The following is a 19012-nucleotide window of genomic DNA, read 5'->3' as shown; positions in this document are numbered from 1 at the left end:
CGCCGTCCGGGACTGCCTCGTCAAAGGACTACGAGCCCCTGGAGGCGGTGCTCGAACTGCCAGACGCTGACGACCGCCACGTGCTCGCTGCCGCCGTCAAGTCCCGGGCTCAACTCATCGTCACCAACAACCTCAAGGACTTCCCCCAAGAGACCCTCACAGCGTGGAACGTCGAAGCTGTTAGCGCAGACGACTTCGTCTTGGCCCAGATCGACCTGGATCGTCAGCGAGTCTTCGCAGCCGTCCAGCAGATCGCCGACTCCTGGCGAAAGCCGCCCGGTGCTGCGAGTGACGTCCTCGATCGGCTTGAGCGAGACGGCCTCGTAGAGTCGGCCGCCGCTCTCCGCGCCGGCTGATGGCGCGCCCCCGGCGCTCACGCAGAAGCACCCCCGCGATCCTCAGGAAGGTGCTTCCACGTGACCCAAATAGCAAAAGCCCCAGGTCACGGCGAGTGAGTCCTGAGGCTTCTACAGAGCCGCCTTCGGGATTCGAACCCGAGACCTACGCATTACGAGTGCGTTGCTCTGGCCAACTGAGCTAAGGCGGCGTGGTGCGCGGCCCAGTCTACACAGTGCCAGGGGGTGCTTCGTCACCGGTTTAGCGGCTGGTCAGGGGGACGGGGAGGTGGTCAGGTGCAGCGCTTGCCCTTGGGCGGGGTGGTGCCGTCGAGGAGGTAGGTGTTGATGGCGGTGTCGATGCAGTCGCTGCCGCGGCCGTAGGCGGTGTGGCCGTCGCCGTCGTAGGTCAGGAGGGTGGCGCTGGAGAGCTGGCCGGCGAGGCTCTTGGCCCAGGTGTAGGGGGTGGCGGGGTCGCGGGTGGTGCCTACGACGACGACGGGGGCGGCGCCCTTGGCCTCGATGCGGTGGGCGTTGCCGGTGGGCTTGACGGGCCAGTAGGCGCAGTTCAGGGAGGACCAGGCGAAGGAGTCGCCGAAGACCGGGGAGGCCTTGCGGAAGGCGGGGAGGGCGGTGCGGACCTGGTCGGGGGTGGTGAAGGCGGGCGGGAGGTCAAGGCAGTTGACGGCCGGGTTGGCGTACATCTGGTTGGAGTAGTGGCCGTCGGGCTCGCGCTCGTAGTAGCTGTCCGAGAGGGTGAGCAGGCCGCGGCCGTTGCCGTTCTTGGCCTGGGCGAGGTACTGACGCAGGGTGGGCCAGGCCTGTTCGTCGTACATCGCGGCGATCACGCCCGTGGTGGCGAGGGACTCGGTGAGCTTGCGGGCCTCGCCGGTCTCGGCCGGGTGGGCGTCGAGCCGCTTGAAGAGGGCGGAGAGCTGACGGCCGGCGTCCTCTGTGTTCTTGTTGCCCAGGGGGCAGCCCTTCCGCTTGACGCAGTCCTCGGCGAAGGCGGTGAAGGCGGTGTTGAAGCCGGCGGTCTGGTTGATGTTGATGGTGCGGGAGTCGAGCGCCGGGTCCATGGCGCCGTCGAGGACCAGGCGGCCGACGCGGGTGGGGTAGAGGCCGGCGTACGTCGCGCCGAGGAAGGTGCCGTAGGAGGCGCCCACATAGGTCAGCTGCTTGTCACCCAGGACGGCGCGCAGCACATCCATGTCGCGGGCTGCCTCGATCGTGGAGACATGCCGGAGCAGCTTGCCGGAGCGGGCCTCGCAGCCCTTGGCGAAGTCGCGGTAGGCGGTGGTGAGCTTGTTGACCTCGGCGGCGGAGTCCGGGGTCTGGTCGGTCTGGGTGTAGCGGTCCATCTGCTTGTTGGAGAGGCATTCGACCGGTGCGCTGCGGGCCACGCCGCGCGGGTCCATGGCCACCATGTCGTAGCGCGCGCGAACGGCTGCGGGCTGGGGCGCGTACTGCTGGAGGTAGCTGATCGCCGATCCGCCGGGGCCGCCCGGGTTGACCATGAGGGAGCCGAGTCGGCTGCCGGGGCCGGTGGCCTTCTTGCGGGCCACCGCGAGCTTGATGTCGCCGGCGCCGGGGCTGCCGTATTCCAGGGGCACCTTCATCGTCGCGCAGTCGAAGCCGGATACGCCGCATGCGTGCCAGCTGAGCTTCTGGTCGTAGTACGCGCGGAGGGCGGCCGGGATGGCGGTCGGGAGGGGCTGGAGCACGGACGAGCCGTCGTCGGGGGTGGTGCGCTCGGCGCCGGCGTCGTTCGCGCGGCCCGGGGATGCCGCCGTATCGGGGGCGGCCGGGCCTCCCGACGAGCAGCCGGAGATCAGCAGGGCGGCGGCCGCGAAGACGGCGGCGGTGGTGCGGGACAGGCGGCTTGTGGCCATGGGCGATCGATCCCTCGGTCTCGGTCCCTGATGCGGCGAGGCGGCGTAGGCGGCGTACGCACCGTTGGCGGCGGTGGCGACGGTCGGCAGGGGCGGTGGCGACGGCGTCGCGGTTGCGGCCCTGAACGGAGCGTATCCGGGTTGGCACGGTATGTGCCTCCCGGCCGCGGGCGAGGTGGCGCAGAGCGGGGAACTCGGGCGGGTGGTGGGCGGCTCCTCTCCGGGGTGGACGGAGGGCCGACGGCCGGTGTGGTCAGCCGGCTCGGAGGGCGACGGTCATCGCTTCCACGGCGAGCAGCGGGGCCACATTGCGGTCCAGGGCGCCGCGGCAGGCGATGACGGCTTCTATGCGGCGCAGGGTGCGCTCGGGGGTCGAGGTGGTGGCGATGCGCTGGATGCTGTCGCGGACCTCGTCGTTGGCCAGGGGGACGGAGGCGCCCACCTGGAGGGCGAGGACATCGCGGTAGAAGCCGGTGAGGTCGACCAGGGCCAGGTCGAGGCTGTCGCGCTGGGTGCGGGTGGAGCGGCGCTTCTGTTTGTCCTGGAGCTCCTTCATGGCGCCGGCCGTGCCGCGGGGCATCCGCCCGCCGGTCCCGGCCGCGGCGCCGAGCGCGGCGCGCAGCTCCTCGGTCTCCTTGGCATCGACGTCCTCGGCGACCTGCTTGGCATCCTCGCCCGCGGCGTCGATCAGCTCCTGGGCGGCCTTGAGGCAGCCGCCGATGTCATCGATGCGGAGGGGCAGTTTGAGGACGGCGGCACGGCGGGCACGGGCGCGCTCGTCGGTGGCGAGGCGGCGGGCGCGGCCGATGTGGCCCTGGGTGGCGCGGGCGGCGCGGGCGGCGGTCTCCGGCTCGATGCCGTCGCGGCGGACCAGTACATCGGCGACGGCGTCGACCGGCGGCGTACTCAGGGTGAGGTGGCGGCAGCGCGAGCGGATGGTGGGCAGAACGTCCTCGACGGAGGGGGCGCACAGCAGCCAGACCGTACGGGGCGCGGGCTCCTCGACGGCCTTGAGGAGGACGTTGCCGGCGCCTTCGGTGAGGCGGTCGGCGTCCTCCAGGACGATCACCTGCCAGCGCCCGCCGGCGGGCGAGAGAGAGGCGCGGCGGACCAGGGCGCGGGTTTCCTTGACGCCGATGGACAGCAGGTCCGTACGGACGATCTCGACGTCGGCGTGCGTGCCGACCAGGGCGGTGTGGCAGCCGTCGCAGAAGCCGCAACCGGGTGCGCCGCCGAGCGCGCGGTCGGGGCTGACGCACTGCAGCGCGGCGGCGAACGCGCGGGCGGCGGTCGACCGGCCGGATCCGGGCGGGCCCGTGAACAGCCATGCGTGCGTCATCTGGGAGGCACCGCGCTGCCCGGTGGGCGCCGGTCCACCGAGCGGGGCCGCGGCGGCCCTGCCCGCGGCGACGTCGACGGTCACGATGGCGTCCGCGTCGCGCGCGGCCGCGGCGAGCTGCTCCGTCACCCGGTCCTGGCCGACCACGTCGTCCCATACCGCCATCGCGCTGCCCGCCGTTCCGTCCGTTCGTGCTCTTGCCCGTTGCTTTGACCCATTGTGGTGCAACCCACTGACAAATGGATCGGGGAGCCGGTCGCGAGCGCGCCGGATGCCACCACAGCGCGCCCGCCCGTACCGCAGAAAACGGCCGTGGCCGCAGCATGTCCGCTGCGGCCACGGCCGGTGTCCTACGAGGTGCGGGCTCAGCCGCGGTCCCCCCGCCGTCCCTGGCCACGGCGGTCGTCGGCGTCCTCGTCGGAGCGCGGGCCGAGGAGTTCATCGGCCAGCGTCGGCAGATCGTCCAGCGGGGTCTCCTCCGCCCATTCCGGGCGGGGGCGGCTGCGCTGCGGCGGCTCCACGGGGTGGCCGGTGGCCGGGTCGATCTGCGGGAGTTCGCGGGTGCGCTCGGTGCCCGACTCGGCGGGAGCGGACTGCTGCCGCGCCGCGTCGTCCGGGTCCTCCTTGCGGAACATCCACGGCGGCACCCGGTCGGCGGGGGCGCCCCCGTCGTCCCGTACGGCGGGCAGCACGCTGGTCTCCTCGGCGTCCGGCCCCTGCGGACCGGCGCCGTGCTGCCCGGCGTGCTGCCCGCCGTACTGCGGCAGCACCGCCGTCTCGTCCGTCGCGCCCTGCGACGCCTCGGGCCGTGGCAGCGACTCCGTACGCTCGCTGTCGCCGCCGGGAGCCGCGGAAGAGCCCGTTCCGCCGCTCTCCACGACCCGCTTCCGCAGATCCGCCACCGGCGTCTCCGCGGTCGGCGCATCGGCCGCCTCTGCCGCCTCCGCCGCCGCCCTGGCCTCCGCCGCGGCCGCCGCTTCCGCAGCCGCGACCCGCGCCTGTTCGGCGCGGAGCAGGGCCTCCTCGGCCTTGCGCTGCTTCTCCAGGCGGCGCTCGTCGGCCTCCCGGCGCAGCTTCGCCTCCTCCTCGGCACGCCGGCGCAGCCGCTCCTGCTCGGCCTGGCGGATCTGCTCCTCGGCCTCGCGGCGCTGTCGCTCCGCCTCCGCCGCCTGGCGGGCCTCCTCGGCGCGCTGCCGCGCCTCTTCCGCCTGGCGGGCGGCCTCGCGGGCCCTGGCCGCCTCTTCCTCCTGACGCTTGCGCTCCGCTTCCTCGGCGCGCAGCTTGGCGAGCTGCTCGTTGCGCTCGCGCTCGAGCCGCGCCTCCTCCGCCTTGCGCGCGGCCTCTTCCTCGGCCCTGCGGCGGGCCTCCTCCTCGGCCGCCTTGCGCGCCTCCGCCTGGGCCTTGGCCTCGGATTCGGACAGCGGAAGGACCTGGTCGAGGCGGTGCCGTACGACCGTGGTGACGGCCTCCGGCTCCTGTCCGGCGTCGACGACCAGATAGCGGGCCGGGTCGGCGGCGGCCAGGGTCAGGAATCCGGCCCGTACCCGCTCATGGAATGCGGCGGGCTCGGACTCCAGCCGGTCCGGCGCCTCGGTGAAGCGCTCGCGGGCGGTCTCCGGAGAGACGTCCAGGAGGACGGTCAGATGCGGTACGAGGCCGTCGGTGGCCCAGCGCGAGATGCGGGCGATCTCCGTGGGGGCCAGGTTGCGCCCGGCGCCCTGGTAGGCGACGGAGGAGTCGATGTAGCGGTCGGTGATGACGATGGCGCCGCGTTCCAGGGCGGGCCGGATCACGCTGTCGACGTGCTCGGCGCGGTCGGCGGCGAACATCAGCGCCTCGGCCCGGTCCGAGAGCCCGGACGTGGACACGTCCAGGATGATCGAGCGCAGCCGCTTGCCGATGGCGGTGGCGCCCGGCTCACGGGTCACCACGACCTCGTGGCCCTTGCCGCGGATCCAGTCGGCCAGCGCCTCGACCTGGGTGGACTTCCCGGCGCCGTCGCCGCCCTCGAGGGCGATGAAGAAGCCGGTGGTGGCGGGCTTCTGGTCCGGGTCGCCGCCGCGCAGCGCCTCGCGCAGATCGCGCCGCAGCGGTACGCCGTGCCGGTCGTCGACCTTGCCCAGCACCCAGGCGGCCACCGGCAGCAGCAGCGCGCCGACCAGCATCAGCGTGAAGGCGGCGCCGCCGTGCGCGAGCTCGAAGGTGCCGTTGTCGAAGCGGTGCGGGCCGATGACCGCGGCCAGCCCCGGCGCGACGATGGCGGCCAGCGCGACCGTGAGGCGTACGACGGCGTGCAGATGCTCGGTCGTACGCGCCGCACGGAACTCCTCGACCTCCTGCTCCAGCAGGACATGGCCGGTGTTGGCCGCGACCCCCGCACCGACTCCGGCGAGCAGCCCCAGCAGCAGCACCGTCGTCGCGTCCGGGACCAGCCCCATGGCGAGCAGCGCGAGCCCGGTGACGGCCACCGCCAGGGCGAGCAGCCGGCGCCGGGGGAAGGCGGGCAGCACCTTGTGAGCACCGCGGATCCCGGCGGCCGTACCGCCGGTCAGCACGAGCACCAGGAGCGCGAAGGTGGCCGGCCCGCCGTTCAGGTCGAAGGCGTGCAGGACGGCCAGCGAGACGGCCGCGGCGATCGCGGCGGCCACGGCGGCGCAGGCGAGCACCAGCAGCGGGATCGCGCCCGTACGGCCCTTGTCGACGCCCGACGCGGCCGTCCTGGGACGGCGCAGTCCCTCCAGAGGGGAGCGCGGCCGCGGTGTCTGGGAACCGGGGAGCTCGATGAAGTAGAGGATCGATACGGAGGCGGCGAACAGACCGGCCGCCACATAGGAGCCCAGGGCCGCCTGGTGGAGGTGGAACCAGTCGATGCCGGTGCCCAGCAGCTTGCTGATGAGGGTGACGACCACCAGGGCGGCGGCCGCGATCGGCAGCGCGATGAAGCCGGTGCGCAGCGAGAGGCGGCGCAGCGCGTCCATGCTGTCGGGCAGCGGCCGGACGGCGGCGCCCTCCGGGGGAGGCGCGGGCAGCAGGGCGGGCGCCGCGCTCTCCCGCGCGACGGTCCAGAAGCGCTCGGCGACGCCGGTGACGAAGACCGTGACCAGCAGCCAGGCGAGCGCGTCCGACGGTGTCCAGTCGATCCACAGCGGCGCGATGACCAGCAGCGCCAGCCGCAGTCCGTCCGCGCCGATCATCGTCCAGCGCCGGTCGAGCGGCCCGGATGGTGAGGTCAGGGCCGACAGCGGGCCCAGCAGGACGGCTCCGAAGAGCAGGGTGGCGAGCATCCGGGCCGCGAAGGCCGCGGTGACCGCGAGGGCGGCGCCGCGATAACCACCGCCGAAGACGGCCTCGCCGCCCACCGGTACGTACAGCGCCGCCTGCAGGGCGAGGAGTACCAGGACAAACATGGACAGGGCATCGCCGATGCCCCCGACAAACTGGGCGCTCCACAGTCGCTTCAGCGGAGGGAAGCGGAGCAGGGCTCGCACCGCGCGCTCGCGGGAATCCGCGGCTAGGGCGCCTGAAGTGGGGGTCACGACCGTTGGCTGCTCGGCACGCGTCATCCTGCCAGCCTATCGGGACGGTCCACACGACCGGGCGCCCGCCCGAACAAAGAGGCGGGCCCGACGGACCGGAGTCCGTCTTGCCCGCCCTTGTCCCGCGCGTCGGCCGAAAGCCTGACGGCTCAGTCCTCGGCCGACGCCGCCGTCTTCTTGGCCGCCGCGGTCTTGGCGGTCGTCTTCTTGGCCGTGGTGGTCTTCTTCGCCGCGGTCTTCTTGGCCGTCGTGGTCTTCTTCGCCGTGGTCTTCTTCGCGGCAGCCTTCTTCGCCGGCGCCTTCTTGGCGGTCTTCTTCGCCGGCCCCTTGGCGCGCTTCTCCGCCAGCAGCTCATAGCCGCGCTCGGGCGTGATCGTCTCGACGTCGTCGTCCCGCCGCAGCGTCGCGTTGGTCTCGCCGTCGGTGACGTACGCGCCGAACCGGCCGTCCTTGACGACCACCGGCTTGCCGCTCACCGGGTCGGTGCCCAGCTCCTTGAGCGGCGGCTTGGCGGCCGCCCGGCCGCGCTGCTTGGGCTGCGCGTAGATCGCCAGCGCCTCGTCGACCGTGATGTTGAAGAGCTGGTCCTCGGTCTCCAGGGAGCGCGAGTCGGTGCCCTTCTTGAGGTACGGGCCGTAGCGGCCGTTCTGCGCGGTGATCTCCACGCCCTCGGCGTCCTTGCCGACGACGCGCGGCAGCGACATCAGCTTGAGCGCGTCCTGCAGGGTGACGGTGTCCAGGGACATCGACTTGAAGAGCGAGGCGGTGCGCGGCTTGACCGCGTTCTTGCCGCTCTTCGGGGTGCCCTCGGGAAGGATCTCGGTGACGTACGGGCCGTAGCGGCCGTCCTTGGCGACGATCTGGTTGCCGCTTTCGGGGTCCATGCCCAGCTCGAAGTCGCCGCTCGGCTTGGCGAGCAGTTCCTCCGCGTACGCCACCGTCAGCTCGTCGGGCGCGAGGTCTTCGGGGACATCGGCGCGCTGGTGGGCTTCATCGCCCTTCTCACCGCGCTCGACGTACGGGCCGTAGCGGCCGACGCGCAGCGTGATGCCGTCGCCGACGGGGAAGGACGAGATCTCCCGGGCGTCGATCGCGCCCAGGTCCTCGACCAGCTCCTTCAGTCCGCCGAGGTGGTCGCCGTCGCCGTTGCCGGCGTCCGAGGCGGCGCCTTCGGCCTCGCCCTCACCGAAGTAGAAGCGCCGCAGCCACGGCACGGCCTGCGCCTCGCCGCGGGCGATGCGGTCGAGGTCGTCCTCCATCTTGGCGGTGAAGTCGTAGTCGACCAGCCGGCCGAAGTGCTTCTCCAGGAGGTTGACCACGGCGAAGGAGAGGAAGGAGGGGACGAGCGCGGTGCCCTTCTTGAAGACATAGCCGCGGTCGAGGATCGTGCCGATAATCGACGCATACGTCGACGGGCGGCCGATCTCGCGCTCTTCCAGCTCCTTGACCAGCGTGGCCTCGGTGTAGCGGGCGGGCGGCTTGGTGGCGTGCCCGTCGGCGGTGATCTCCTGCGCGGTCAGCGCGTCGCCCTCGGCGACCTGCGGCAGCCGGCGCTCGCGGTCGTCCAGCTCGGCGTTCGGGTCGTCGGCGCCTTCCACATAGGCCTTCAGGAAGCCGTGGAAGGTGATGGTCTTGCCGGACGCGCTGAACTCGGCGTCCCGGCCGTCGGCGGCCCGGCCACCGATCTTGACCGTGACGGAGTTACCGGTCGCGTCCTTCATCTGGGAGGCCACGGTCCGCTTCCAGATCAGCTCGTAGAGCTTGAACTGGTCGCCCCTCAGACCGGTCTCGGCGGGCGTGCGGAAGCGGTCGCCGGAGGGGCGGATCGCCTCGTGCGCCTCCTGGGCGTTCTTGACCTTGCCGGCGTAGGTGCGCGGCTTGTCCGGCAGGTAGCTCGCGCCGTACAGCTGCGTCACCTGCGCGCGGGCCGCGGCGACCGCGGTGTCCGAGAGCGTGGTGGAGTCCGTACGCATATAGGTGATGAAGCCGTTCTCGTACAGCTTCTGCGCCACCTGCATGGTCGCCTTGGCGCCGAAGCCGAGCTTGCGGCTGGCCTCCTGCTGGAGGGTGGTCGTACGGAAGGGGGCGTACGGCGAGCGGCGGTACGGCTTGGACTCGACGGAGCGCACCGCGAAGTCGGTGTTCTCCAGGGCGGCGGCGAGCGCGCGGGCGTTCGCCTCGTCCAGGTGGAGTACCTCGTTGTTCTTCAGCTGCCCGTTGGGGCCGAAGTCGCGGCCCTGGGCGACCCGGCGGCCGTCGACGGTGTTCAGACGGGCGGTGAGGATCGAGGGGTCGCTGGCGTCACCGGCGCGGCCGGTGGAGAACGTGCCGGTCAGGTCCCAGTACTCGGCGGAGCGGAAGGCGATGCGCTCGCGCTCCCGCTCGACGACGAGACGGGTCGCGACGGACTGCACCCGGCCGGCCGACAGCCGCGGCATGACCTTCTTCCACAGGACCGGCGAGACCTCGTAGCCGTAGAGGCGGTCGAGGATGCGGCGGGTCTCCTGGGCGTCGACCAGCTTCTGGTTCAGGTCACGCGGGTTGGCGACGGCCTCGCGGATCGCGTCCTTGGTGATCTCGTGGAAGACCATCCGGTGGACCGGGACCTTGGGCTTGAGGATCTCCTGGAGGTGCCAGGCGATGGCCTCGCCCTCGCGGTCCTCATCGGTGGCGAGGAAGAGTTCGTCGGACTCGGCCAGCAGCTCCTTGAGCTTTTTGACCTGGTCCTTCTTGTCGCTGTTGACCACGTAGATCGGCTGGAAGTCGGCGTCGACATTCACGCCGAGACGGGCCCAGGACTCGCCCTTGTACTTCGCGGGAACCTCTGCCGCGCCATTGGGGAGGTCGCGGATGTGCCCGACACTGGCCTCGACCACGTAGCCAGGGCCGAGGTAGCCCTTGATCGTCTTCGCCTTGGCAGGCGACTCGACGATGACGAGTCGGCGGGTGCCGCCCTCTGCGGTCTCGCTGGTCGCGGACAACTTCGCTCTTCTCTCCGGTCGACGCTGGGAATGCCCCCCGGCCGGACGCCGGGGGCCACTGCGGTGACGCTTGACGCTGCGGAGTGTGACGGTACCTCCCGCCCCCGTGTCAAACGGAAAAACCCCACAACGCCACTCGAACGGTAACCCGACTACATGTCTTCGTGTCGCCGCGGACCGCACACGGCCCTTCCTGCGGGACCTTGACGATCTTCGCCACCAGGGCGGCGCCCTGTCCGTACCCTGCCTCGATCCCGCGCTCACCGCCACAGCGCCGCCGCCGGTGATCTCGCACAGTGACGATCCCCACGGCGGCCGCCGCCGGAACGGGGCTGCTCACGGCCCGGCGAGGGTTACGCCGAGTGTCACAAGGAGGACCCGGAAGCCGCCGCCGTCTTGATCCGGCGTGTCGGGCTGCTGGCAGGATGGACGTGGCACGGCTCACGGCTCGAGCCGACAACTGCCGTCATCACGCACTCGGGGGGTCACAACACTCATGGCGAACCAGTACCCGGGACCGCCGCCGGAAGAGCCCGGCCACAATCCGTACGCCCAGCAGCCGGGCGCCGAGCCGGCCGCCGGCAATCCATACGCCAAGCCGCAGGGCGACACTCCCGCCCCTGGATACGGCTATCCGCAGGGCGGCCGCCCCGGAGCGCCCGGGTACGGATATCCGCAGGCCCCCGCAGACGCCGCCGGGATACGGCTACCCGAACGCGGCCCCGCAGCCCGCCGCCGCGCCCGGATTCCCGCCGGGCGCCCCGCCGCAGCCCGCGCCGCTCCCCGTCCCGATGCAGGCCCAGGTCCCGCAGCCGGCCGGTATGGCGCTCTCGGTCGGCGATATAGCCGTGACCGGCGACACGATCATGACGCCGGCCGGCCCCATGCCGCTCAAGGGCGCCGTGTGGACGGTGACGGACATGTCGCGGACGGAGGAGAAGACCCCGACGCACGCGGTGGTGCTCGCCGTCATCTTCTTCTTTTTCTGTCTGCTCGGTCTGCTCTTCCTGCTCATGAAGGAGCGCACCACGACCGGGTTTGTGCAGGTCACGGTGAACAGCGGCGGCCGGCACCACGCCGCGATGATCCCGGTGCAGTCGCCGGAGCAGGTCATGTTCGTGATCAACCAGGTCAACTACGCCAGGTCGCTGAGCGTGTGACCGCGATGGCGCTCACCGCTGCGGCGATCCGCAAGCGCACCGTCCGTGTGGCCGCCGCCGGGCTCGGCGTCGGTGCGCTGGGCGCCGTCTACCTCTGGCACACCAACCCGCACGAACCCGGGCAGGTGCTGCTTCCCTGCCCGCTCAAATGGGCCACCGGGGTGCTGTGCCCGCTGTGCGGCGGGACGCGGATGGCGTACGACCTGCTGCACGGCGATGTCGCGACCGCCTTCCACGACAACATCGTGCTGCTCACGCTGGGCGTACCGGCCGTCTGCTACGTCGTCGCGCGCTGGCTGAGCGCGGGCCTGCGCGGGCGGTACTTCCGGCCGCGGCTGTCCGCCCGCGGCAATGCCGTGGTGCTCGGCATCGCCGCGGTGTGGATGATCGCCCGCAATCTCGTCGGCTGAGCCGGACCGGACGTCCCGCCGGGCCGGCTCAGCCCGGCGCTCAGCGGACGGTGACGGTCACCACCGGCGATATGGCGCTGCCCGCACCGACCCGGAGCTGGTTGACGCCCTTGAGGCCGAGCTTGACCCGTACCGAGTACGTGCCGGCGGCGTTGACCGGGGCCTGCGCGGGCAGCGCGACCCACTTGGTGCCCTGCTTCTGCTGGACGGTGACCTTGCTGCCCGCCTTGATGCCCTTGGCCGTACCGGAGATCCGGAACTCCTGCCAGGGGGCAACCTTGGTCGCGCTGGCCTTGGCCGTCAGCTGCGCTGCGGCCGGGGCGGTGGCCACGACGGGGGACGGCGCGTGCAGCTGGGCCGGCTCGGCGAAGGCGGCGGCCGATCCACCGGCCAGCAGGGCGACAGCGACCACACCGACGGTGGCGTAGCGAAGTGCACGGTTCATGGGGGTTCCTCACTGCTCAAGCCTGTTCGTGACCTTCACCGAGAAACACGAACGGCACGATGAGGAGGTTCCCCGTCCGCGGCGTGTCGGCCACCCGGAACGCAACTGGCCGGAAGTGAACGCCCGGTGCCGGGCGACCGGTTGACGACCGGTCGGACAGCGACGGGTGCGCCTACAGCAATGCCAGCATCCAGCACCCCGCGCCCAGGAACACCGCCCCGAACAGCAGCGCCGTCACCGCCCCCACCGCCCGGCCGACGCCATCGGCGACCGGCGCCCCGGTCCGTACGCATACGCCCGTCCACAGCAGCAGTCCGGCGCCGAACAGCGCGAAGGCCGCGCCCGCGAACGCCTCGGGTCCACTCTCCATACGGGCAGCGTGGCACCCGCGGGCGGCGCCCCGGAGAACGCCGGATGAACGGCTTCCGCTTGCCCCGCGCGGATGTCCGGCACGAGCCCGGCAAGAAGACCCCGTACGGGAGGGAAGGCCGGTCCGCCGCGTCAGCTCCCCGCGGCCACCCGCTCCAGGAATCCCTGCTCGATCAGCGTCCGGATCGAGGCCGGCGTGCGGTCCCGCAGCAGGACCGGGTCCTCGCCGACGAGTTGGGCGATGGCGTCCAGGATCCGCCCGGCGGACAGCGAGCCGTCGCACACCCCGGCGAAACCCGCGCCGACCGTGTCCACCTTCGTCGCCCGCCGCATACCGCGGTTCTGACGCAGCACCACATGCTCGGGGTCCTCCGCCCCGGGCAGCCCGACCTGCTCCTGCACCACCTCATCCGCGAGCCGGAAGTGGCCGGCCAGCAGCGCCGCGTCGTCCGTGGCGCGCAGATAGTCCTGCCGGTCGAAGTGCCGTACGACCGACTCCCCCAGCGGCTGTTCCACCGGATGCGGCCATTCCTCGACCGTGATGGCCGGGCTGTCGGAGCCGGACTTGCGCAGCGTGATCCAGCCGAAGCCGACCGCCTTGGTCTTGCGCGCCTCGAATTCGTCGAGCCAGGCGTCATACCGCTCGGCGTACGCCCGGTCGCCGGCGCGGTGGTCGCCCGCATCGCGCAGCCACAGCTCGGCGTACTGCGTGACGTCCTGGACCTCCCGCTGCACGATCCAGGCGTCGCAGCCGCGCGGCACCCAGGAGCGCAGCCGGTCATGCCAATCCTCGCCCTCCACATGCTGCCAATTGGCCAGCAGCTGGCAGTACCCGCCGTCGCTCAGATGCGCCGCGCTCTGCTGGACGAGGGTCCGGCACAGGTCGTCGCCGCCCATCCCGCCGTCGCGGTAGGTGAGCCGGGCGCCGGGCGAGATCACGAAGGGCGGGTTGGACACGATCAGGTCGTACGTCTCCTCCCCGACCGGCTCGAAGAGCGAGCCCTCCCTCAGGTCCGCCGGGCGCGCCCCGGAGAGCGCCAGCGTCAGTGCGGCGATCCGCAGCGCCCGCGGGTTGAGGTCGGTGGCCGCGACGCGGGTGGCGTGCTGGGCGAGATGCAGCGCCTGGACACCGGAGCCCGTACCGAGATCGAGGGCCTTGTCGACGGGCGTGCGCGCCGTGATCCCGGCGAGGGTCGTCGACGCACCGCCCACACCGAGCACCAGCTCCGCGCGGGCCTGATCCTCCTCGCCCCGGATGCCGCCGGCGCCGCCCACCGCGCAGCCCAGGTCGGAGACGATCCACCAGTCCTGCCCCTCGGGGCCGCCGTACGGCCGGACATCCACGGTGGCGCGCACCTCGTCGCCGTCCCGCACCAGCCAGCCGTCGGCGAGGCAGTCCGCCACCGGCAGCGCGGCCTGAGCCCGCCGCTCCGCCACCGGACGCTGCAGCAGGAACAGCCGCACCAGGGTTTCCAGCGGGCTGTCACCGCGCGTCGCCCGCAGCGCGGGGACGGTCTCGCTGCGCGCCAGCGCGGCATAGGCCGGCGCGCCGAGCAGGTCCAGCAGGCCGTCGGCGGTGAAGCCGGCGGTCAGCAGCGCCTGGCGCAGCCGGTCGGTGCGGGCCCTGCTGTCGGGGTCCTGGGCATCTGCGGTGGGGAGGTGCGTACTCACGCTCCCATTGTCAGGGCAAGCACTGACAATCGGCGACGGCCCGGCGCCACGCCTCTGTCGGGCGCGTCGCCGGGCCGTTGCGGGGCCTGTGGGCCGGATGACTACGACGACTTGGACGGCTTGGCCGAGGGGGCTCCCGACCCGCTCTGGCTCTGGCAGCCCTTCTGCTGGGCCATCGCCTTGCCGACGTCGCCGGACTCGAGGTTCTTGAAGGCCTGCTCGCTCTGGGTGTTGAGCTTCTTGATGCCGTTGGACAGATCGCTCAGGCCCGCCGCGAACTTCGCCTTGTCCTGGGTGCTGAGCGAATCGATCTGCTTCTTGAGGCTCTCGTAACCCTTCGAGAGCGAGTTGAGCTCGTTCACCGCGCTCTTCTGGGCGTCCTGGCCGCCGTCGCTGGGCGGGGCGCCCGCCTTGTCCAGGGACTTGGCCAACGAGGCATAGGCGTTGGAGATCTTCTGGAAAGCCGCCGAATCCGCCTGCTGGACCTTCTTGGAGTCCGTGTTGCCGCCGCCGGCCGTCTGCATGGCGGCGTTGGCGTCCTGGATCGCCTTGAACTGGGCCTGCGCGGGGTCGCAGAACTTCTTCGCCCAGCTGTCGAGTTCCTTGTTGCTGTCGTCGCTGCAGCCGGTCAGCGCGAGCAGGAGTGCCGCACCGCCGGACAGTGCAGCCACAAGCTTCTTGTTCACCGGATTGGTCCCTTCCATGGCTCTCGGCCCCGGAACTTACACGTCCGAACGGCCTGGTCCATGGGTCGGCCATCCCGTCGGCCCCTCATTGCAGCCATTTGCACCAAGGAGCGCAGGGCCGGCCGAGCACAACGACGGCGGGTGGCCGGCGCCCGCAAAATGCGCCGTCCACCCGCCCGTTGAGCCGCTGTCAGGGCTTTTCCGAGTTCGCTGCGGCTAGGACACCGCGGCCGTCTCTGTCGACTTGGCGACCTTTTCCGGCTGCTCGGAGTTGTCTTCGTCACCTACGGCGATTCCGCGCCGCTTCGAGACGTACACCGCCCCGACGATGACGGCGATCGCGAGCACCGAGACCACGATCCGCACGCCGACGTTCTTGTCGTCGCCGTATGAGAACTTCACCACAGCCGGCGCGATCAGCAGGGCCACCAGGTTCATCACCTTCAGCAGCGGGTTGATCGCTGGGCCCGCGGTGTCCTTGAACGGGTCGCCCACGGTGTCACCGATGACCGTCGCGGCATGCGCCTCGCTTCCCTTGCCGCCGTGATGGCCGTCCTCGACCAGCTTCTTGGCGTTGTCCCAGGCGCCACCGGAGTTGGCGAGGAAGACCGCCATCAGGGTGCCGGTGCCGATCGCGCCCGCCAGGAACGAGCCGAGCGCCCCGACGCCGAGCGAGAAGCCGACCGCGATCGGGGTGAGCACCGCCAGCAGCCCGGGGGTCGCCAGCTCGCGCAGCGCGTCCTTGGTGCAGATGTCGACGACCCGCCCGTACTCCGGCGTCTCGGTGTAGTCCATGATCCCGGGGTGCTCGCGGAACTGCCGGCGCACCTCGAAGACCACCGCGCCCGCGGACCGCGATACGGCATTGATCGCCAGCCCCGAGAACAGGAAGACGACCGAGGCGCCGAGCACCAGCCCCACCAGGTTGTTGGGCTGCGAGATGTCCAGGCTCAGCCCCATCCCGCTCGCGGCACTGCCGATATTGCGTACGGCGGTCGCGATGGCGTCCCGGTACGAGCCGAACAGCGCGGCCGCGGCCAGCACGGCCGTCGCGATGGCGATGCCCTTGGTGATGGCCTTGGTGGTGTTGCCGACCGCGTCCAGGTCGGTCAGGACCTGCGCGCCGTCACCGGTGACATCGCCCGACATCTCGGCGATGCCCTGCGCGTTGTCGGAGACCGGGCCGAAGGTGTCCATCGCCACGATCACGCCGACCGTGGTCAGCAGGCCGGTGCCGGCCAGTGCCACCGCGAACAGCGCCAGCATGATGGACGCGCCGCCCAGCAGGAACGCCCCGTAGACGGCCAGACCGATCAGCACCGCCGAGTAGACCGCCGATTCCAGGCCGAGGGAGATACCGGCGAGGACGACGGTGGCCGGGCCGGTCAGCGACGTCTTGCCGATGTCCCTCACCGGCCGCCGGCTGGTCTCGGTGAAGTAGCCGGTCAGCTGCTGGATCAGCGCGGCGAGCACGATGCCGATGGCGACCGCCACCAGCGCCAGCATTCGCGGATCGCCGGCGTGGCCGAGGATGTCCTCGTCGGTGACGCCCTTGAGGTCCTTGTAGCTGGACGGCAGGTAGGTGAACACCGCGGCGGCCACCAGGACCAGCGAGATGCCCGCGGAGATGAAGAAACCGCGGTTGATGGCGGTCATGCCGCTGCGGTCGCTGCGCCGGGGCGCGACGACGAAGATGCCGATCATCGCGGTGACCACGCCGATGGCCGGGACCAGCAGCGGGAAGGCGAGCCCGGCGTTGCCGAAGGCCGCCATGCCCAGGATGAGCGCGGCGACCAGCGTGACGGCGTACGACTCGAAGAGGTCGGCCGCCATGCCGGCGCAGTCGCCGACGTTGTCGCCCACGTTGTCCGCGATGGTCGCGGCGTTGCGCGGGTCGTCCTCGGGGATGCCCTGTTCGACCTTGCCGACGAGGTCGGCGCCGACGTCCGCGGCCTTGGTGAAGATGCCGCCGCCGACCCTCATGAACATCGCGATCAGCGCGGCACCGAGGCCGAAGCCCTCCAGCACCTTGGGCGCGTCGACGGCGTAGACGAGCACGACGCAGGACGCGCCGAGCAGGCCGAGCCCGACCGTGAACATGCCGACGACGCCGCCCGTACGAAAAGCGATCTTCATGGCCTTGTGCGAGACCGCCGTAAGATCCTTTTCTTTCGTATCGCCCTCGGCCGGCGTGGCTTCCCGGGCGGCGGCGGCCACGCGCACATTGCTGCGCACGGCGAGCCACATGCCGATATAGCCGGTGGCCGCCGAGAATCCGGCACCGATCAAGAAGAAGGCGCTGCGTCCCGCGCGCTGCGTCCAATTGTCCGCGGGCAGCAGCATGAGCAGGAAGAACACCACAACGGCGAATACGCCGAGGGTCCGCAACTGCCGTGCCAGGTAGGCTTTTGCGCCTTCCTGCACGGCCTCCGCGATCTTCTTCATACTGTCGGTTCCCTCACCGGCCGCGAGCACTTGGCGGACCAGCACCGCCGCAACGGCCAGCGCGGCCAGTGCGACGACGGCGATCACCAGCACGATGGCGCGGTTGCCGGACGTCAGTGACGGCCCGGCAAGAAATGAGGGGGTGTCCAGCAACTGAGGGGTGTAAGGCCCCGCCATTCGTCCTCCTTGACGTTTGGCACATGGGCGCGCGGAAGCACGCTCAGGCGTCCTGAGCAAGATGTGGACGGATTGTAGGGAGCCGCACCTGATCAAAACAGTGCGCCTCAAAGGGAATTAGCCGGTAGCCGCGATGATCAAAAGGATGACGCCCACAGAATTCGCCCGGACGAAGGAAAGCGACCAATTCGCTGACCGGTGACCGATGATCTCGCTGTCGTACTGATCGCCGCTGTTCAAAGACGCTGCGCGACCATGTGAGCCGGGTGTGTCCCGCGTGACGGCGGAAACAATTGATACGCCTGGTTACGGCCGAACGGGTGACCCGGGGCGGCCACCGCTCTTGCGGCCATGGTTGATGCGATGTCAGATCGAGTCCGGATCGGAACCCTGGAGGGTGACGACGTGCGACGCCCGGCAGCGCCGCAGGCGGCTGCCTTCAGCGCGTACGTCGGGGTCCGCTGCCCCGCGTCCTCAAGGGCGCCGCTGCAGACGTCATGGCGTCTCTCACCGACGCGGCTGATACCTCACCGACGCGGCTGGTCTCCCGCTGACGTGGCTGGTCCCCCACCGGCTGCGGACAAAGACCGGGACGTGCTCGTCCCGCGCCACGGCATCCGCGCCGCGGCATCCGCGCTACGGCACGACCGCGGCAGTCGCCGTCGGCCAGCTCATCCGGATCACGCCGCCGCTCTCGCCGGACGTCACCTCGACGTCGTCGACCAGGCCGCTGATGACCGCGAGGCCCATCTCGTCCTCGCCCTCGGGCTCGCTCTCCGCGCCGCCCGCGGCCGCTTCCCCGGCATGCGCACCGGCCCCGCTCGGTACCTCATCGCCCACCTCGATCGAGAACTTCTTCTCGTCCTCGATCAGCAGCACCCGCACGGGGGCTGTGATGTCGTTGCTGGCATGCAGGCCCACGGCGCGGCTGCACGCCTCCCCGACGGCGAGGCGCACCTCGTCCAGCACGGCCTCGTCCACCCCGGCGCGCCTTGCCACGGCAGCGGCGACCAGACGCGCGGTCCGGACGTGCTCGGGAAGGGCGCTGAAGCGAAGTTCGACGGTGGCCATGCCATCCCCCTCGATATGCGGACGTGCAACGCAGGGGGCCGGACGGAGCGCGCCCGGTACCCCCCACTACTTCCTTACCCCGCGCCTGGGGCGCGGGGCACCACCCAGCCGTCAGTCCGTCGCGGCGACGGCTTCATCGACCGAGGTGTGAATCGGGAACACCTTGGTCAGACCGGTGATACGGAAGATCTTGAGAATGCGCTCCTGGTTGCAGACCAGGCGGAGCGAGCCCTCATGGGCACGCACCCGCTTGAGCCCGCCGACCAGGACGCCGAGCCCAGTGGAGTCCAGGAAGTCGACACGTTCCATGTCCACCACGAGGTGGTAGCTTCCGTCGTTCACAAGCTCGACCAGCTGCTCACGCAGCTTGGGCGCGGTGTATACATCAATCTCGCCACCGACCTCGACGACCGTACGGTCGCCAACGGTCCGGGTCGACAGGGACAGGTCCACGGATCCTCCAGCACCTTGCTATCGAGCGGTCGCCCCCCTGGG

Annotated in this window: 14 protein-coding genes and 1 tRNA gene; 3 read left to right on the top strand and 12 right to left on the bottom strand. The window is 71.2% G+C overall.

The window, feature by feature from the left end:
• Window positions 1-47: 47 nt before the first annotated feature.
• Complete coding sequence (locus ACZ4S3_RS23685; RefSeq protein ID WP_467937292.1) at window positions 48-356, top strand: VapC50 family PIN domain-containing toxin; 309 nt, start codon at window positions 48-50, stop codon at window positions 354-356.
• 117 nt (window positions 357-473) lie between these two features.
• Here ACZ4S3_RS23685 and ACZ4S3_RS23680 read toward each other — a convergent pair.
• From ACZ4S3_RS23680 to topA, 5 genes are all read right to left on the bottom strand, one after another.
• Window positions 474-547, bottom strand: a tRNA-Thr gene (locus tag ACZ4S3_RS23680).
• An 81-nt stretch (window positions 548-628) separates the two neighbouring features.
• Entirely contained in the window at window positions 629-2227 is a 1599-nt protein-coding gene (locus ACZ4S3_RS23675) for an alpha/beta hydrolase (RefSeq protein ID WP_467937290.1), read from the bottom strand.
• Between the two features lie 253 nt (window positions 2228-2480).
• Window positions 2481-3731, bottom strand: coding sequence for a DNA polymerase III subunit delta' (locus tag ACZ4S3_RS23670; RefSeq protein ID WP_467937288.1), 1251 nt, complete (start codon window positions 3729-3731; stop codon window positions 2481-2483).
• A gap of 200 nt (window positions 3732-3931) precedes the next feature.
• Window positions 3932-7129: a dTMP kinase gene (gene tmk / locus ACZ4S3_RS23665; protein WP_467937286.1), complete on the bottom strand. Its 3198-nt coding sequence runs from the start codon at window positions 7127-7129 to the stop codon at window positions 3932-3934.
• Between the two features lie 122 nt (window positions 7130-7251).
• Window positions 7252-10083 (bottom strand): type I DNA topoisomerase, encoded by a 2832-nt coding sequence (gene topA, locus ACZ4S3_RS23660; RefSeq protein WP_467937285.1) that lies wholly within the window; start codon window positions 10081-10083, stop codon window positions 7252-7254.
• Between the two features lie 791 nt (window positions 10084-10874).
• On the opposite strand from topA, the gene ACZ4S3_RS23655 reads away from it, so the two are divergent.
• Window positions 10875-11243: a hypothetical protein gene (locus ACZ4S3_RS23655; RefSeq protein ID WP_467937283.1), complete on the top strand. Its 369-nt coding sequence runs from the start codon at window positions 10875-10877 to the stop codon at window positions 11241-11243.
• A gap of 5 nt (window positions 11244-11248) precedes the next feature.
• Window positions 11249-11653, top strand: coding sequence for a DUF2752 domain-containing protein (locus ACZ4S3_RS23650; protein ID WP_467937579.1), 405 nt, complete (start codon window positions 11249-11251; stop codon window positions 11651-11653).
• 40 nt (window positions 11654-11693) lie between these two features.
• Here the strand turns inward: ACZ4S3_RS23650 and ACZ4S3_RS23645 are convergent, their stop codons facing one another.
• The 7 genes from ACZ4S3_RS23645 to bldG form a co-directional block, all read right to left on the bottom strand.
• Window positions 11694-12098 (bottom strand): hypothetical protein, encoded by a 405-nt coding sequence (locus tag ACZ4S3_RS23645; protein WP_467937281.1) that lies wholly within the window; start codon window positions 12096-12098, stop codon window positions 11694-11696.
• Between the two features lie 172 nt (window positions 12099-12270).
• The gene (locus ACZ4S3_RS23640; protein ID WP_467937279.1) at window positions 12271-12468 is read right to left on the bottom strand and encodes a hypothetical protein; all 198 of its coding nucleotides are present in this window, start codon (window positions 12466-12468) and stop codon (window positions 12271-12273) included.
• Window positions 12469-12599: 131 nt separating this feature from the next.
• Entirely contained in the window at window positions 12600-14138 is a 1539-nt protein-coding gene (locus ACZ4S3_RS23635; RefSeq protein ID WP_467937277.1) for a DUF7059 domain-containing protein, read from the bottom strand.
• A gap of 101 nt (window positions 14139-14239) precedes the next feature.
• Window positions 14240-14824 carry a small secreted protein gene (locus tag ACZ4S3_RS23630; protein ID WP_467937275.1) on the bottom strand — a complete coding sequence of 195 codons (585 nt, stop codon included), beginning with the start codon at window positions 14822-14824 and terminating at the stop codon, window positions 14240-14242.
• 216 nt (window positions 14825-15040) lie between these two features.
• Complete coding sequence (locus tag ACZ4S3_RS23625) at window positions 15041-17446, bottom strand: sodium-translocating pyrophosphatase (RefSeq protein ID WP_467937273.1); 2406 nt, start codon at window positions 17444-17446, stop codon at window positions 15041-15043.
• A 636-nt stretch (window positions 17447-18082) separates the two neighbouring features.
• A complete protein-coding gene (locus ACZ4S3_RS23620) occupies window positions 18083-18517 on the bottom strand; it encodes an ATP-binding protein (RefSeq protein ID WP_467937271.1) in 435 nt (144 codons plus the stop codon).
• A gap of 111 nt (window positions 18518-18628) precedes the next feature.
• Complete coding sequence (gene bldG / locus ACZ4S3_RS23615) at window positions 18629-18970, bottom strand: anti-sigma factor antagonist BldG (protein WP_004571875.1); 342 nt, start codon at window positions 18968-18970, stop codon at window positions 18629-18631.
• Between the last annotated feature and the right edge of the window lie 42 nt (window positions 18971-19012).

This window comes from Streptomyces sp. NPDC028368, from assembly GCF_055565615.1.
This window is presented reverse-complemented; position numbering and strand designations above follow the sequence as displayed.